A 16,761-nucleotide genomic window follows, 5' to 3' on the forward strand; every position below is an offset into this window, starting at 1 on the left:
GCCGCCGGCAGCTACACCAGCAGCGCGGCACTCATCGAACGCACTTCCTCGGCCGATTCGGACAGGATGCTTTGCAGGGTCTCGTTGTCGATAATGAAATCGATGACGGAATCGGAGGGGGTAAGCATTTCCACGAACGTCGCCTGCAAGGGCGACGCGACGGGCGAGAGTTGCTTGGCCAACAATAAGGTGTCGAGCAGGGAATCGGGCGGGATCGACAGCAGCCCATCGCGCAAGCCTTCGATGGCTTCGCTGACGGCCAGCGGAATATGCAGCTTCTTCATGACTTCGCGGGAAATGATTTCCTCGGCCGATTCCATCCAGTGGTCGGCATCGTCGTCGAGCAAGCCGGGAAATTCGTCGGCGCGCGACAGCAGGTAAAAGCCGCCCACTTCGTGCACGATGCCGGCGAACAGGGCCGTATCGGCGTCGACATGCGTGACGCGGCGGGCAATCACGTGCGCCAGCGCCGCCACGTGCGCCGTGTGCTCCCACAGCTGGGTCGCCTTCTGGCGCAGCACAGGGTCGATGATCTTGCTGCCGAACTGGCGCACCACCATGGCGGCCACCAGCGCATACAGGTTGCGGTAGCCCATGCGCATGACGGCGGCGCGCACGCTGGTGACGGGCGCCGTATCGCCGCGGCTGTAGACGGCCGAGTTGGCCAAGGCCACCGTGCGCGCCGCCAGCAAGGGCTCGGCCAGCACCAGCTTGATGGCGTGATCGATATGGCAATCGGGCTCGGCCAAAGCCAGTTGTAATTGCAAAGCGGAATTCACGCTGGTGGGAAACGTCAATTCCCCCCTTACCGCCTGGGAAACAATCAAGCCGAATGCCTGTAATTTATTCATCATACAATCAATCCGCCTCAGATATTATTTCAGCAAACAATCTCACTTTATAGCAGAAATTAATTGCCGGGCCAGTCCTTTTAAAAAACAGGGGGCGCCGGATTTAACGGCAGCGCCTCGTCACTTAATGCCAGCGCCTGCAGCGTCAATTCATCACCGATGACAAACAGCTTAGGCTGCTGTAATACCTGCAACAGGAATGGCTGGCCTTCACGCAGCCTGCGCCGATAATCGGCCAAGGTATATAAGTTGGGATTAATTTTACGCCGCAAGGTTCGTTCGGCCGGCGCCAATCCCGTCAACAGATCGCCATAATTCGCTTCTTCCGCCACCAGCAGCAACTCGATGGAACTGCCCGGCATATCCTGTCCCTTCGCCGTGGCGCCATACACGAAGGCCAGCTGCCATTGCGCGCGCTGCGATGCCAGGGTCGTACTGAGCACGCCCACGAGGCCAAATGTCTTTTGCACCAGGCCGCTCAATTCCGGATACACGAGGCTTTCCTTGTTCGGCCAGAAGCGCCGCACATTGCCGATACGCTCGGACGTGATCAGGCCGGCATCGTGCAGGCGGCGCAGTTCGCGCTGCGCAGACGCGCTGCCCATGCCTGTCAGCCGCATGATCTCGTTCAAGTGAAAGCCTTCATTCACGCGGACAAAGAGCAATCCCAGCAGTTTCTGCTGGGCAGGAGTAAACAGGGCTTGGGCAATCATGCGCCAGATCTTAGCATGAATAAACTGACAATTGGCGTGTTGCGGCCCCAGGAGAAAAACGGCGCAACAGCGCCTCGGCGCTCGGAGCGCGCGCCGTCGCACCGTGCGAGCGGCTGGCTGGCTGGATGGATGGAGGGAAAAGGAGCGCCAGGGGACACACCGAGAAAGCACTTGCCACCGCATGATGGAAGTGAGCGCACACTGTGACTGCGACGCGATGGCACCATGACGCCGTCACAGCGGCATCCAGGCGCGATCCGAACGAATGGCGTCAGCCGAACCGGCGCCAATCGCCAGGTAATCTGCGTGTGACGACAATAAAGATCAGCCCGCTTTTATTTTTTCCTGCAAGCCCAGGATAATCACATCGATACCGGCATCAAAACGCAAGTCGAGGGAACTGTCAAAAATAGTCGCCATTGAAGCATATACATGGGGATAACGTTCCGCGGCCATCACGGCAAAATCATCGCGCCGTGCCGCCAATCCCTGCTGGAAGGAATTGGCAGGGCCACCGCCTTCCGCTTCCATGACAAAACCAAGCACATAATATAAAAGCGTAAACGTGTTCAAGCTGGCCAGCTGCTCCGATGCGCCCCCCAGGCGCATGCATCCGATCAACGCTTCAGCCACGCGAAAAACATTGTCCGAGATAACATAACTGCCGCCAAACACGCGCACGCCATCGCGCCGCGCGGCCAGCGCCTGGCGCAATTGCGCCGCCACCTGGCGTATCTGCGCATCCCAGTGGGCATGCGTATCGATGCTGCGCGCCACGTCCTGTATCAGCATGTCGGCCATACCATCGAGCAAGGCCTGTTTGTTCGCAAAATGCCAGTACAGCGAGGCAGCCTTGATGTCCATGGCATCGGCCAGGCGGCGCATGGTCAAGCCTTCGATGCCCACGTCATCGAGCACATCGAGCGCCTTGGCCACCACCGCTGCGCGTTGAATTTTCATTTTTATACATTTCCCTTGAAACTCTAACGTCGTTAGTTTACCATTTTGCGTAGACTAACAACGTTAGATTGGCATCTCATGTACAACACGCATACCGAAGTCATCATTGTGGGGGCCGGTCCCGTGGGACTCACCCTCGCCTGCGAACTGCGCCTGGCAGGCATCCACGTGGCCGTGCTGGAGCGGCGCGCGGAGCGGACCACGCAGTCGCGCGCGCTGACCATCCATGGCCGCACCCTGGAAATGCTGGGCTTGCGGGGCCTGGACCAGCGCTTCACGGCATTGGGCAAACCGCTCTCCAGCGGACATTTCGCGGGCCTCGATAGCCGTCTCGACTTTTCCAGCGTCGACTCGCCCCACCCCTACACCTTGTTCTTGCCGCAAAGTAGCACCGAACGCCTGCTGGAGGAGCGCCTGCTGGAGGAAGACGTGGCCATCGTGCGCGGCGCGCTGGTCGGACAGGTGCAACAGGATGCGCACGGCGTCATGGTGTCCGGCACGTGCGAAGGCGAACCCTTCAGCTTGCGCGCACAGTATCTGATCGGCGCCGACGGCGGCCACAGCCTGGTACGCCAGCAGGCGGACATCCCCTTCGACGGCGTGGCCGCCACTTGCAGCATGCTCATGGGCGACGTGCTGCTGCGCCACCCGCCCGCCTCGCCCGTGCTGGCGCTCACGAACGCGGCGGGCAGCCTGATGATGGTGCCGCTGGGCGACGGCCGCCACCGCGTCATCGTCATGAATGCGCAGCGCCCGCACGTGGCGGCCACGGAAGCGGCCACCCTGGAGGAATTGTCACAGGTAAGCACGGCCATCGCCGGCCACGACTTCGGCTTGCACGACCCCGTCTGGCTGTCGCGCTTTGGCGACGAGACGCGGCTGGCGCGCCGCTACCGCCAGGGCCGCATCTTCCTGGCCGGCGACGCCGCCCACATCCACATGCCGGCGGGCGGCCAGGGCATGAACGTGGGCATGCAGGATGCGATGAACCTGGGCTGGAAACTGGCGGGCGTGCTCAAGGGCCATGCGCCGGACAGCCTGCTCGACAGCTACCATGCGGAACGCCATCCCGTGGGCCAGGCGCTGCAGCACAATACGCTGGCGCAAACGGCCTTGCTGACGCGCTTTGATCCGCACACGCTAGCCTTGCGCGCCGCTGTCAGCGACATGCTGGCGCAACCCGAGCTGAACCGTAAAATGGCCAGCGACCTGTCGGGCTTTGGCCTGCGCTATCCGGCCCCGCTGGCATCGAGCGCGGGCCACGCCGGCTGGACCGGGCGGCGCGCTCCCGACTGGCTGCTGCGCCTGGCCGACGGCACGGCCGTGGGCATCCATGAACTGCTGCATGCCGGCAAGTGGCTGCACCTGGCGATCGGCGACGCGCCCGGCGCGCCGCCCTTCGGCTTCGACCGCGCCTGGCTCACCGCCTTGAAAGTCAGGACGGCGGCCCCGCAGATGGCCGGCCTGGCCGGCATCCTGATACGGCCGGATGGCTATATCGATGCCGCCACCTGATCAAGCCACCTGCTAGCGCGCGGCCGGCTCGCCGCGCGACGGGCTCAGCCCCAACGCCAGACGCGCCACTTCCCGCTCAGCCTTCTCGTTGCGCGTGCGCTGGAGGTTCTTTCAATCATGCATAAAAAAACGGCACCCGAAGGTGCCGTTCTTGTCAGCTAGCAGCGTAGATTACGCTTCGTCGCCGTGGTGTTGCTGGATTTCGATATCCTGCAACGCTTCGGCAGCTTCGCCAGCCAGCGAGGCTTTCTCGGCCAGCAGCAGCGCTTGGCGCTCTTCCACTTCCCACGCTTCCTTCTCTTTGCGTGCGCGGTGGAAGGCCAGGCCCGTACCGCCAGGAATCAGACGGCCGACGATGACGTTCTCTTTCAGGCCGCGCAGACCATCGCGCTTGCCCATGATCGCCGCTTCGGTCAGCACGCGGGTGGTTTCCTGGAACGATGCGGCCGAGATGAACGAATCGGTCGACAGCGATGCCTTGGTAATACCCAGCAAGACGTTTTCGTAGGTCGCTGGAATCTTGTTCTCAACGGCCATGCGATCGTTCTCGTCCAGCAGTTCCGAACGCTCCACCTGCTCGCCAACGATGTAGTTGGTGTCGCCGGCATTGACGATCTGCACGCGGCGCAGCATCTGACGCACGATCACTTCGATGTGCTTGTCATTGATCTTCACGCCTTGCAGACGGTACACGTCCTGCACTTCGTCAACGATGTAACGTGCCAACGCTTCGATACCCAGCAGGCGCAGGATGTCTTGCGGATCGGCCGGGCCGTCCACGATCATCTCGCCCTTGTTCACGACTTGGCCGTCATGCACCAGCACTTGTTTGTCCTTGGTGATCAAGAACTCATGCTTGTTGCCGTCCATGTCCGTGATTTCCAGACGCTGCTTGCCCTTGGTTTCTTTACCGAACGCAACCGTACCCGTGACTTCCGCCAGCATACCGGCATCTTTCGGCGAGCGCGCCTCGAACAGTTCCGCAACGCGTGGCAGACCACCGGTAATATCGCGCGTTTTTTGCGATTCGGTCGGGATACGTGCCAGCACTTCACCCACCGATACCTGTTGACCGTCCTTGACCATGATCAGCGCGCCGACCTGGAAGCCGATCGCCACCGAGTGTTCGGTGCCGGCGATCTTGACTTCTTCGTTCGCGTCGTTGATCAGCTTGACTTGCGGACGCAGGGTCTTGGTCAGCGAACCGCGACGTTTCGCATCGATCGCCACCAGGGTGGACAGACCGGTCACTTCGTCGACCTGACGGGCCACGGTGACGCCTTCTTCGACGTTCTCGAAACGCACTTGACCGGCGTATTCGGTAATGATCGGACGGGTCAGCGGATCCCACGTTGCCAGGGCCGTACCGGCCTTGATGACCATGCCGTCCTTGACGATCAGGGTCGCACCGTACGGTACTTTATGACGCTCACGCTCACGGCCATGGTCGTCGGTGATCAGCACTTCGCCGGAACGGGAAATGACGATTTGCGCGCCCTTGCCGTTCGTCACGTAACGCATGGTTGCCGTGAAGCGGATGGTACCGTTCGACTTGGCTTCCACCGACGATGCCACTGCCGCACGCGATGCCGCACCACCAATGTGGAACGTACGCATGGTCAGCTGGGTACCCGGCTCACCAATCGACTGCGCTGCCACCACACCGACGGCTTCGCCGGCGTTGACCAGCATGCCGCGGCCCAGGTCGCGGCCATAGCACTTGGCGCACAGGCCGAAGCGCGTGTCGCAAGTCAGTGGCGTGCGGACCTTGACTTCATCGATGGACAGACGCTCGATCTCTTCGACCATGTCTTCGTCCATCAGGGTGCCAGCTTCGTACAGCGTTTCCTGGGTTTCAGGATTGACGACGTCATGCACCACCACGCGGCCGAGGATACGGTCACGCAACGGTTCGATGACTTCACCACCTTCGACCAGTGCCTTCATGACGGCGCCGTTCATGGTGCCGCAATCGTCTTCAATCACCACCAAGTCTTGCGTCACGTCAACCAGACGACGCGTCAGGTAACCGGAGTTCGCCGTTTTCAGCGCCGTATCGGCCAGACCTTTACGCGCACCGTGGGTCGAAATGAAGTACTGCAAAACGTTCAGACCTTCGCGGAAGTTCGCGGTAATCGGCGTTTCGATAATCGAGCCATCCGGTTTGGCCATCAGACCACGCATACCGGCCAACTGGCGAATCTGGGCTGCGGAACCGCGCGCACCGGAGTCGGCCATCATGTAAATGGCGTTGAACGATTCTTGCGTCGACTTGGTGCCGTCGCGGCGGATCACGTCTTCGACTTTGAGCTGGTCCATCATGGCCTTGCCGACTTCATCGGAGGTCTTGCCCCAGATATCGACGACCTTGTTGTAACGCTCGCCGGCGGTCACGAGACCCGAGGCGTATTGCTGTTCGATCTGCTTGACTTCCGATTCGGCCGTCGCGATCAGGGTGACTTTTTGTGGCGGTACCAGCATGTCGTCGACGCAGATCGAGATACCGGCGCGTGTCGCCAGGCGGAAACCCGATTGCATCAGTTTGTCTGCGAACACCACGGTGGCGCGCAGGCCGCACTTGCGGAACGACGTGTTGATCAGCTTGGAAATTTCTTTCTTTTTCAGCGCGCGGTTCAGGACGGAGAACGGCAGGCCTTTCGGCAGAATTTCCGACAGGATCGCACGGCCGATCGTCGTTTCGTAACGCGTGACCGTCTTCTCGAATTCGCCCGTTTCGGCGTTTTTCGGGTATTCGGTAATGCGCACGGTGACGCGGGTCGTCAGTTCGACTTCCTTGTTGTCGTAGGCGCGGATCACTTCCGACACGTCAGGGAACATCATCCCTTCGTTCTTCGCATTGATCGCTTCGCGGGTCGCGTAGTACAGACCCAGCACGATATCCTGGGAAGGCACGATCGACGGCTCGCCGTTCGACGGGAACAGGATGTTGTTCGATGCCAGCATCAGGGTGCGTGCTTCCATCTGCGCTTCGATCGACAGAGGAACGTGGACCGCCATTTGGTCGCCGTCAAAGTCGGCGTTGAATGCGGCGCAGACGAGCGGGTGCAGCTGGATGGCCTTGCCTTCAATCAGGACTGGCTCGAACGCCTGGATACCCAGACGGTGCAAGGTCGGGGCGCGGTTCAACATGATCGGATGTTCACGGATCACGTCTTCCAGGATGTCCCAGACGACCGGCTCTTGAATCTCGACCAGCTTTTTCGCCGCCTTGATCGTGGTCGCCAGACCCATCAGTTCCAGTTTATTGAAAATGAATGGCTTGAACAGTTCCAGCGCCATCAGTTTCGGCAAGCCGCACTGATGCAGTTTCAATTGCGGGCCCACGACGATGACCGAACGACCGGAGTAATCGACGCGTTTGCCCAGCAAGTTTTGACGGAAACGGCCGCCCTTGCCCTTGATCATCTCTGCCAGCGATTTCAGCGGACGCTTGTTGGCGCCGGTCATCGCTTTGCCGCGACGGCCGTTGTCCAGCAGCGAATCGACCGCTTCTTGCAGCATGCGCTTTTCGTTGCGCGTGATGATCTCTGGAGCGCGCAGCTCCATCAGGCGTTTCAGACGGTTGTTACGGTTGATGACGCGGCGATACAGATCGTTCAGATCCGAGGTCGCGAAACGGCCACCGTCCAGCGGTACCAGCGGACGCAGTTCCGGCGGCAGCACTGGCAGCACTTCCATGATCATCCAGTCAGGCTTGATGCCCGAACGTTGGAACGCTTCCAGCACTTTCAGGCGCTTGGCGTATTTCTTGATCTTGGCTTCGGATTTCGATTCCTTCAGTTCCACGCGCAGGGTTTCGGCATCGCGGTGGATGTCGATCGAGCGCAGCAGTTCACGGATACCTTCGGCGCCCATGAAGGCGGTGAAGTCGTCGCCGTACTCTTCGTACTTGGCGGCGTAGTCGTCTTCCGACATGATCTGGCACTTCTTCAGCGGGGTCATGCCGGGATCGGTCACGACGTATGCTTCAAAGTACAGCACGCGTTCGATGTCCCGCAGGGTCATGTCCAGGACCATGCCCAGACGCGACGGCAGCGACTTCAGGAACCAGATGTGCGCGGTTGGCGAGGCCAGCTCGATGTGGCCCATGCGCTCGCGGCGCACCTTGGCCAGCGTGACTTCGACGCCGCACTTTTCGCAGATCACGCCGCGGTGTTTCAGGCGCTTGTACTTGCCGCACAGGCATTCGTAATCCTTGATCGGGCCAAAGATCTTGGCGCAGAACAGGCCGTCGCGCTCAGGCTTGAAGGTACGGTAGTTGATGGTTTCCGGCTTCTTGACTTCGCCGTAGGACCACGAACGGATTTTCTCAGGCGAAGCGAGACCGATCTTGATTGCATCGAAGGTCTCGTTGGTCTGTACTTGCTTGAATAGATCGAGCAGTGCTTTCATGTATCACTCCAGAGGTGATTAAATTTCTATATTCCTGAGACTACATTGCCCGGCGTGGTTTCCCAGCCGGGCTTTGTGTTTCCCAAACCAAATGACAGGGTGCTGTCGTTTAGTTGCGTTCGAGGTCGATATCGATACCCAGCGAACGGATTTCCTTGACCAGCACGTTGAACGATTCCGGCATGCCGGCGTCGATCACGTGGTCGCCCTTGACGAGGTTCTCGTACACTTTGGTACGGCCATTCACGTCATCGGACTTGACGGTCAACATCTCTTGCAAGACATACGACGCGCCATACGCTTCCAGTGCCCAGACTTCCATCTCACCGAAACGCTGACCACCGAACTGGGCTTTACCGCCCAGTGGCTGTTGCGTCACCAGCGAGTACGGACCGGTCGAACGCGCATGCATCTTGTCATCAACCAAGTGATGCAGTTTCAGCATGTGCATGACGCCGACAGTGACCTTGCGCTCGAACGCTTCACCGGTGCGACCGTCATACATGGTCACCTGGTTTTTCGATGCGGTCATGCCCAGGTTCTTGGCGATGTCGTCCGGATACGCCAGGTCCAGCATGCGGCGGATCTCTTCTTCATTGGCGCCGTCGAACACTGGCGTGGCGAATGGAACACCTTTTTTCAGGTTTTCCGCCAGCTTCATGATCTCTTCGTCGTCGAAGTCGTTCAACTCTTCGGCACGGCCGTTGTCGTTGTAGATCGTCGTCAGGTACTTGCGCACTTGCTCGACCTTGGTTTGCGCCTTCAGCATTTCGCCGATGCGGATACCCAGACCCTTGGCAGCCCAGCCCAAGTGCGTCTCGAGAATCTGACCAACGTTCATCCGCGAAGGAACGCCCAGCGGGTTCAGCACCACGTCGGCTGGCGTGCCGTCGGCCATGTACGGCATATCTTCCACAGGAACAATACGGGAAACCACACCCTTGTTACCGTGGCGACCTGCCATCTTGTCGCCCGACTGCAGGCGGCGTTTCACGGCCAGGTAGACCTTGACCATTTTTTGCACGCCTGGTTGCAGCTCATCGCCTTGCGTCAGTTTCTTGCGCTTCTCTTCGAAGGCCAGATCGAACTGGTGACGCTTCTCGTTGATCGATTCCTTGATCGCTTCCAGCGCGACCGCTGCATCGTCGTCCGCAGGGCGGATGTCGAACCAGTGGTACTTGTCCAGATCGGCCAGGTATTCCTTGGTGATCTTGGCGCCTTTCGACAGCTTTTTAGGGCCACCGTTGACAACTTTGCCGATCAGCATTTTTTCCAGACGCTGGAAGGCATCGCCTTCGACGATACGCATCTGGTCATTCAGATCCAGACGGAAGCGTTTCAGTTCGTCATCGATAATTTGCTGGGCACGCTTGTCGCGCACGATGCCTTCACGGGTGAAGACTTGCACGTCGATCACGGTACCGATCATGCCCGAAGGCACGCGCAGCGACGTGTCTTTCACGTCCGACGCTTTTTCGCCGAAGATCGCGCGCAGCAGCTTCTCTTCCGGCGTCAGCTGGGTTTCGCCCTTCGGCGTCACTTTACCGACCAGCGTGTCGCCGGCTTGCACTTCCGCGCCGATGTAGACGATACCGGATTCATCCAGACGAGCCAGCTGGTTTTCCGCCAGGTTCGAGATGTCGCGCGTGATTTCTTCCGCGCCCAGTTTCGTGTCACGGGCCACCACCGACAACTCTTCGATGTGAATCGAGGTGTAGCGGTCGTCCTTGACGACGTTTTCCGAGATCAGGATCGAATCTTCGAAGTTCAGACCATTCCATGGCATGAAGGCCACGGTCATGTTCTGGCCCAGCGCCAATTCACCCAGGTCGGTCGATGCGCCGTCGGCGATCACGTCGCGCTTGGCAACACGGTCGCCCACTTGCACGATCGGACGCTGGTTGATGTTGGTGTTCTGGTTCGAACGGGTGTACTTGATCAGGTTGTAGATGTCGACGCCCACTTCACCAGCTTGCGCTTCGTCATCGTTCACGCGAATCACGACACGGCCCGCATCGATGTAATCGACGATACCGCCACGCAGCGCTTGCACGGTGGTGCCCGAGTCGACCGCAACGGTGCGTTCGATACCGGTACCGACCAGCGCTTTTTCCGGACGCAAGCAAGGCACGGCCTGGCGTTGCATGTTGGCGCCCATCAATGCGCGGTTCGCATCATCGTGTTCGAGGAACGGAATCAGCGAGGCAGCGACGGAAACGATCTGACCCGGCGCCACGTCCATGTACTGGATGCGCTCTGGGGATACCAGGATGGTTTCGCCGGCTTCACGGGCCGAGACCAGTTCATCGGACAGCATGCCTTCGTCGTTGATGGTCGCATTCGCCTGAGCGATGATGTAGCGGCCTTCTTCGATGGCGGACAGGTAGTCGATCTGATCGGTAATCTTGGAGCCTTCGACCTTGCGGTACGGGGTTTCCAGGAAGCCGTATTCATTCAGGCGGGCATACAGAGCCAGCGAGTTGATCAGACCAATGTTCGGACCTTCCGGTGTCTCGATCGGGCAGACGCGGCCGTAGTGGGTCGGATGCACGTCGCGCACTTCAAAGCCGGCGCGTTCGCGTGTCAGACCGCCGGGTCCCAGCGCCGATACGCGGCGCTTGTGGGTAATTTCCGACAGAGGATTGGTTTGGTCCATGAACTGCGACAGCTGGGACGAACCGAAGAACTCGCGAATCGCGGCCGAAATCGGCTTCGAGTTGATCAGGTCATGCGGCATCAGGTTGTCCGCTTCGGCTTGGCCGAGGCGTTCCTTGACGGCGCGCTCAACACGCACCAGGCCGGCGCGGAATTGATTCTCGGCCAGTTCGCCCACGCAACGTACGCGACGGTTGCCCAGGTGATCGATATCGTCGACTTCGCCGCGGCCATTGCGCAGTTCCACCAGGATCTTGATCACGGCCAGCACGTCTTCGTTCGACAAGGTCATGGCGCCCGTCAGTTCATCGCGGCCAATGCGGCGGTTGAACTTCATGCGGCCCACGGCCGACAGGTCGTAGCGGTCCGAATTGTAGAACAGGCCATTGAACAGCGCTTCAACGGAATCTTCCGTTGGCGGTTCGCCTGGACGCATCATGCGGTAGATCGCCACTTTCGCAGCCATCTGGTCGGCGGTGTCGTCGATACGCAGGGTTTGCGAGATGTAGGCGCCCTGGTCCAGGTCGTTGGTGTACAAGGTCTGGATTTCGGACACGTTGGCATCGCGCAGGCGGCCCAGCAGGTCTTCGGTCAGCTCATCGTTCGCGGAAGCGACGACTTCGCCGGTGTCGCCATCGACGATATTCTTCGCCAATACGCGGCCCAGCAGGTAGTCTTCCGGTACGGAAATGTGCTTGATGCCGGCAGCTTCGATATCACGCACGTGCTTGGCGTTGATACGCTTGTCTTTCAGCACCAGGGTCTTGCCCGACTTGTCGACGATGTCGAAACGCGCCACTTCGCCGCGCAGACGCTCGGAGACGAATTCCATCTCCGCGCCTTCGGAGCGCAGGTTGAAATTGTCGAAGACGAAGAAGTTCGCCAGGATTTGCTCGTGCGACATGCCGATGGCTTTGAGCAGAATCGTCACTGGCATCTTGCGGCGGCGGTCGACGCGGAAGAACAGGATGTCTTTCGGGTCGAACTCGAAGTCCAGCCACGAACCGCGGTAAGGAATGATACGCGCGGAGAACAGCAGTTTACCGGACGAGTGGGTCTTGCCGCGGTCGTGCTCGAAGAACACGCCAGGCGAACGGTGCAACTGGGAAACGATCACGCGCTCCGTGCCGTTGATCACGAACGAACCGGTGGTCGTCATGAGCGGCAATTCGCCCATGTAGACTTCCTGTTCCTTCATCTCTTTGACGACGGGCTTGGTTGGCGATTCCTTGTCCAGGATCACCAGGCGCACTTTCGCGCGCAGCGGCGACGCGAACGTCAGGCCACGTTGTTGACATTCTTTGACGTCGAAGGCAGGATCGCCCAGAACGTACGACAAGAATTCGAGACGCGCAAAACCATTGTGCGAAACGATAGGGAAAATCGAGGTGAAAGCCGACTGCAGGCCATCATTCTTGCGGCCGGACGGTGCTATGTCCTCTTGCAAGAAGCTATGATAAGACTCGAGCTGGGTCGCCAGCAGGAACGGAACGTGGTGAACGTTGGCGCGCTTCGCGAATGATTTGCGAATGCGTTTCTTCTCAGTAAATGAGTAGTGCATGGACACTCCGTGAGTGACAGAAAGGATAGAAAATTCAGGTTTTGCAAGTGTTCGTTTGCACCGCTGCGTGTGACACAGACGAAACCTCAAGGCTCTGCTTTCCGGCTTGAATCGAATAAAAACTGCTGCTACAACTACATGACAAATACGATGCAGACGACAAAGGAGCCAAAGTCGGATTTCCCCCCTTGCGAGGGGAAACCTCAGACTTTGACTCGGGCGCTAACTGACGCCAGTACAGATATTACTTCATCGAAGCGGTTGCGCCGGCTTCAACCAGTTTCTTCACTGCAGCTTCAGCGTCAGCTTTCGACACTGCTTCTTTCACAGTTTTTGGTGCGCCATCGACCAGGTCTTTAGCTTCTTTCAAGCCCAGGCCGGTGATTTCGCGAACTGCTTTAATGACGCCAACTTTGTTTGCGCCGAAGGTGTCCAGAACAACGTTGAACTCGGTTTGCTCTTCAGCAGCTGCTGCTGGGCCTGCTGCAGGACCGGCCGAAGCCATTGCTGCTGCGGACACGCCGAATTTTTCTTCGAATGCTTTAACCAGGTCGTTCAGGTCCATTACGGACATGGCGCTAACTGCTTCCAGGATATCGTCTTTGCTAATTGCCATTTTGAAACTCCTAAATTTATTACGTTAGTTACATCAGATTGGTACTGAGAGAAAAAAGCGCGCGCAATTAAGCGGCTGCTGGGGCTTCTTCTGCTGCTGCTTCTGCAGGAGCTTCGGCGCCTTCGCCTTTTTTCGCTGCCAGGGCAGCCAGACCACGTGCAAAGCCCGAAACCGGAGCCAGCATAACGCCCAACAACTGCGAAATGAGGACTTCACGGCTAGGAATGCTCGCCAACGCGGTGACAGCAGCTGTATCCAGCGGCTTGCCTGCGTAGTTACCTGCTTTGATGACCAGTTTGTCGTTGGTTTTAGCGAAGTCAGCGATGACTTTAGCTGCTGCAACGGCATCGGCCGAGATCGAGTAGATCAACGGGCCGGTCATGGCATCTGCCAGGCTGGCGAATGCGGTACCTTCAACGGAGCGACGAGCCAGAGTGTTTTTCAACACACGCAGGTACACGCCTTGGGCACGCGCTTTAGCACGCAGTTGCGTCAAGTGACCAACCTGGATGCCACGATATTCGGCCACGACGATCGTTTGCGCAGCTGCTACTTGTGCGGAAACTTCGGCGACGACGGCCTTTTTGTCATTCAGATTGAGACTCACGGTCAACCTCCTTAAATGATGTTCGGCAATCACAACCGAGTGGTTGAGCGCCTTGCATCGGTTCGAACACGGCGTCCGAAGTCAAGAAGTTCTAAACTGAGCGGATACATTCACGCAGCATGAGGACTACAAAACTTGTTCGGGTACACCATCTGCGTTGGGCACTGGCCGTTGCCGGCCAGCCTATTAACCTTCTGCATGTGCGATCGCAGTCGGCCCAACGGTCTTTGATTGTCTGCCTGCCCGGTGCGAACACCGGGCAAACAGCCCAAAGATGCGCCCGCAGCGCCCGAAGGCGCGCGGGACTTGATTCTTTACTTAAGCTGCCAGGCTAGCCTGGTCAACACGGACGCCAGCGCCCATGGTCGACGACAGCGAAACTTTGCGCAGGTACACGCCTTTGCTCGATGCTGGCTTGGCTTTGTTCAGGGCGTCGATCAGTGCGACCAGATTCGATTTCAGATCTGCGTCAGCGAACGATTTACGGCCGATGGTAGCGTGGATGATACCGGATTTGTCGGTACGGTACTGAACTTGACCGGCTTTCGCGTTTTTCACGGCGGTAGCGACGTCAGGAGTAACAGTGCCAACTTTCGGGTTAGGCATCATGCCGCGTGGGCCCAGGATCTGACCCAGGGTACCAACGATACGCATGGTATCTGGCGAAGCGATGACGATATCGAAAGGCATGTCGCCGGCTTTGATCTGCTCGGCCAGGTCTTCCATACCAACGATGTCGGCGCCAGCTGCTTTGGCAGCTTCTGCTTTTTCGCCCGACGCGAACACTGCCACGCGTACGGTTTTGCCGGTACCAGCTGGCAGCACGACGGAGCCGCGCACCACTTGGTCGGATTTCTTAGGATCAACACCCAGTTGTACCGATACGTCGATCGATTCATTGAACTTGGCCGTTGCGCACTCTTTGATCAGAGCGACAGCGTTGTCGAAAGCGTACACTTTGGTACGGTCGACTTTGGCTTTCAAAGCCTTGATACGTTTGGATAACTTAGCCATTATACAACACCTTCCACCGTGATACCAATCGAACGAGCGGAACCAGCGATGGTGCGTACAGCAGCATCCATGTCGGCAGCGGTCAGATCAGGGGTTTTCAATTTAGCGATTTCTTCAGCTTGTGCGCGGGTCAGCGTACCGACTTTGTCGGTATGTGGCTTCGGCGAACCTTTGGTGATCGCAGCAGCTTTTTTGATCAGGTAGGTTGCTGGAGGCGTCTTCATCACGAAGGTGAAGGACTTGTCAGCGAACGCGGTGATCACGACTGGGATCGGCATGCCTGGCTCCATACCTTGGGTCTGCGCGTTGAACGCCTTGCAGAATTCCATGATGTTCAGACCGCGTTGACCCAGAGCTGGACCGATTGGTGGGGATGGGTTTGCTTTACCAGCTGGCACTTGCAGCTTGATAAAACCAATGATTTTCTTTGCCATGATGGCTCCTATCTTGGATTGAGTAGTAGCGCCCCGCCGATCCTACCCTGGCGGGGCTCCTCTGACCGGATTTTGCTGAGACAACCGCAACGCTCCTGGTGGCGCCTGATAATGCTTAAACTTTTTCGACCTGGCCGAATTCGAGTTCCACCGGGGTGGCGCGACCGAAAATGGTGACCGAGACGCGCACTTTGGATTTCTCGTAATTGACTTCTTCGACGTTGCCGTTGAAATCGGTGAACGGACCATCCTTGATGCGCACTTGCTCGCCCACTTCGTACAAGGTCTTCGGACGGGGCTTTTCAACACCTTCCTGCATCTGGCGCATGATGGCATCGATTTCGCGCGCGGAAATCGGCGTCGGCTTGTTCGATTTGCCACCGATGAAACCGGTAACCTTGCTGGTGTTCTTGACCAAGTGCCAGCTTTCGTCCGTCATTTCCATTTCCACCAGCACGTAGCCAGGATAGAAACGACGTTCGGTGACGGACTTCACACCATTCTTGACTTCAACCACTTCTTCGATCGGCACGAGGATCTGGCCGAACTGGTCTTGCATGCCCGCGCGCTCGATGCGCTCGGTCAGTGCGCGCATGACGCTTTTTTCCATGCCGGAATAAGCATGCACGACATACCAGCGCTTGCTGCTCACTGGCACGCTCAGCGCTGCACCAGTATCCGCTGCCGGAGCGTCGCCCGGAACGGATTCGTCCGCCGCTTCATCATGCACATTTTCGCTCATTATTTTTTCCAACCCAGAATTACGTCATACAACAAAAACTCGAGCAATTTATCCGTGCCCCACAGGAAAATCGCCATGACCAGCACAAAGGCAAACACGATCGCGGTGATCTGCGTGGCTTCTTTGCGGGTAGGCCAAACGACTTTCTTGGTTTCGCGCACAGCTTCTTTGGCGAAATTGAGAAATTCACGGCCGGTCGTCGAGACATACAAGAGCGCAACAGCAATAACCAAACCAGCCACAAGCGCGCTTGCACGCACCAGAGCTGGTTGGCCTGCCAGGTAATAAAACCCGACTACTCCTGCAATCGCAGCCACTATTGCCAGCGCGACTTTTATCTTGTCACTCGACGTGCTAACGGTTTGCACGGATTGATTTGACATTTTTCTACTTTCGGTGCCCTGCACCTTGACGGTGGCAGGGACGGAGGGCATCGAACCCCCAACCTTCGGTTTTGGAGACCGACGCTCTGCCAATTGAGCTACGTCCCTACGTAAAACTTTCGAGGAGTGCTATTCTACCACCCAGGACGCCCCGGGTGGAAGCATAACATTTCCTTATGCGATGATTTTTGCAACCACGCCGGCGCCGACGGTACGGCCGCCTTCGCGGATAGCGAAGCGCAGACCTTCTTCCATCGCGATCGGGTTGATCAGCTTGACGGTGATCGACACGTTATC

General features: G+C 58.4%; 12 protein-coding genes, 1 tRNA gene and 1 pseudogene. 1 reads left to right on the top strand and 13 read right to left on the bottom strand.

Going from position 1 to position 16,761, the window contains the following annotated elements; translation table 11 throughout:
* Nucleotides 1-11 precede the first annotated feature (11 nt).
* The 3 genes from BM193_RS27320 to BM193_RS27330 form a co-directional block, all read right to left on the bottom strand.
* On the bottom strand, nt 12-851 hold the full coding sequence (locus BM193_RS27320; protein WP_092804270.1) for an HDOD domain-containing protein: 840 nt from the start codon (nt 849-851) through the stop codon (nt 12-14).
* Between the two features lie 80 nt (nt 852-931).
* Nucleotides 932-1,564, bottom strand: a complete 633-nt coding sequence (locus BM193_RS27325) for a helix-turn-helix domain-containing protein (protein WP_092804267.1) — start codon at nt 1,562-1,564, stop codon at nt 932-934.
* Nucleotides 1,565-1,888: 324 nt separating this feature from the next.
* Nucleotides 1,889-2,524: a TetR/AcrR family transcriptional regulator C-terminal domain-containing protein gene (locus tag BM193_RS27330; protein ID WP_092804264.1), complete on the bottom strand. Its 636-nt coding sequence runs from the start codon at nt 2,522-2,524 to the stop codon at nt 1,889-1,891.
* Nucleotides 2,525-2,602: 78 nt separating this feature from the next.
* Here BM193_RS27330 and BM193_RS27335 point away from each other — a divergent pair, with 78 nt between their 5' ends.
* The gene (locus tag BM193_RS27335) at nt 2,603-4,039 is read left to right on the top strand and encodes an FAD-dependent monooxygenase (RefSeq protein ID WP_092804261.1); all 1,437 of its coding nucleotides are present in this window, start codon (nt 2,603-2,605) and stop codon (nt 4,037-4,039) included.
* Between the two features lie 171 nt (nt 4,040-4,210).
* On the opposite strand, the gene rpoC is transcribed toward BM193_RS27335, so the two are convergent.
* The 10 genes and pseudogenes from rpoC to BM193_RS27385 all read right to left on the bottom strand — a co-directional run.
* On the bottom strand, nt 4,211-8,452 hold the full coding sequence (gene rpoC / locus BM193_RS27340) for a DNA-directed RNA polymerase subunit beta' (protein ID WP_071325697.1): 4,242 nt from the start codon (nt 8,450-8,452) through the stop codon (nt 4,211-4,213).
* Nucleotides 8,453-8,561: 109 nt separating this feature from the next.
* Nucleotides 8,562-12,668 carry a DNA-directed RNA polymerase subunit beta gene (rpoB, locus tag BM193_RS27345; RefSeq protein WP_092804258.1) on the bottom strand — a complete coding sequence of 1,369 codons (4,107 nt, stop codon included), beginning with the start codon at nt 12,666-12,668 and terminating at the stop codon, nt 8,562-8,564.
* Between the two features lie 244 nt (nt 12,669-12,912).
* Nucleotides 12,913-13,284, bottom strand: coding sequence for a 50S ribosomal protein L7/L12 (gene rplL, locus BM193_RS27350; RefSeq protein WP_070223390.1), 372 nt, complete (start codon nt 13,282-13,284; stop codon nt 12,913-12,915).
* A gap of 67 nt (nt 13,285-13,351) precedes the next feature.
* On the bottom strand, nt 13,352-13,891 hold the full coding sequence (gene rplJ / locus BM193_RS27355; RefSeq protein WP_071326751.1) for a 50S ribosomal protein L10: 540 nt from the start codon (nt 13,889-13,891) through the stop codon (nt 13,352-13,354).
* Nucleotides 13,892-14,209: 318 nt separating this feature from the next.
* A complete protein-coding gene (gene rplA / locus BM193_RS27360) occupies nt 14,210-14,905 on the bottom strand; it encodes a 50S ribosomal protein L1 (RefSeq protein ID WP_034753134.1) in 696 nt (231 codons plus the stop codon).
* Nucleotides 14,905-15,339: a 50S ribosomal protein L11 gene (gene rplK, locus BM193_RS27365; RefSeq protein ID WP_034783246.1), complete on the bottom strand. Its 435-nt coding sequence runs from the start codon at nt 15,337-15,339 to the stop codon at nt 14,905-14,907. Before rplK ends, rplA begins: the two co-directional genes overlap by 1 nt.
* A gap of 115 nt (nt 15,340-15,454) precedes the next feature.
* Nucleotides 15,455-16,081 carry a transcription termination/antitermination protein NusG gene (gene nusG, locus BM193_RS27370; RefSeq protein WP_092719293.1) on the bottom strand — a complete coding sequence of 209 codons (627 nt, stop codon included), beginning with the start codon at nt 16,079-16,081 and terminating at the stop codon, nt 15,455-15,457.
* On the bottom strand, nt 16,081-16,464 hold the full coding sequence (gene secE, locus BM193_RS27375) for a preprotein translocase subunit SecE (RefSeq protein ID WP_010394308.1): 384 nt from the start codon (nt 16,462-16,464) through the stop codon (nt 16,081-16,083). The genes nusG and secE overlap by 1 nt, the downstream gene beginning before the upstream one ends.
* Nucleotides 16,465-16,496: 32 nt before the next feature.
* Nucleotides 16,497-16,572: transfer RNA gene (locus BM193_RS27380), tRNA-Trp, on the bottom strand.
* A gap of 66 nt (nt 16,573-16,638) precedes the next feature.
* Nucleotides 16,639-16,761 (bottom strand): annotated as a pseudogene (locus tag BM193_RS27385) (elongation factor Tu); the annotation flags it as partial.

Source organism: Janthinobacterium sp. 344 (genome assembly GCF_900112025.1).
In the GTDB taxonomy this organism is placed as follows: Bacteria; Pseudomonadota; Gammaproteobacteria; order Burkholderiales; family Burkholderiaceae_D; genus Janthinobacterium.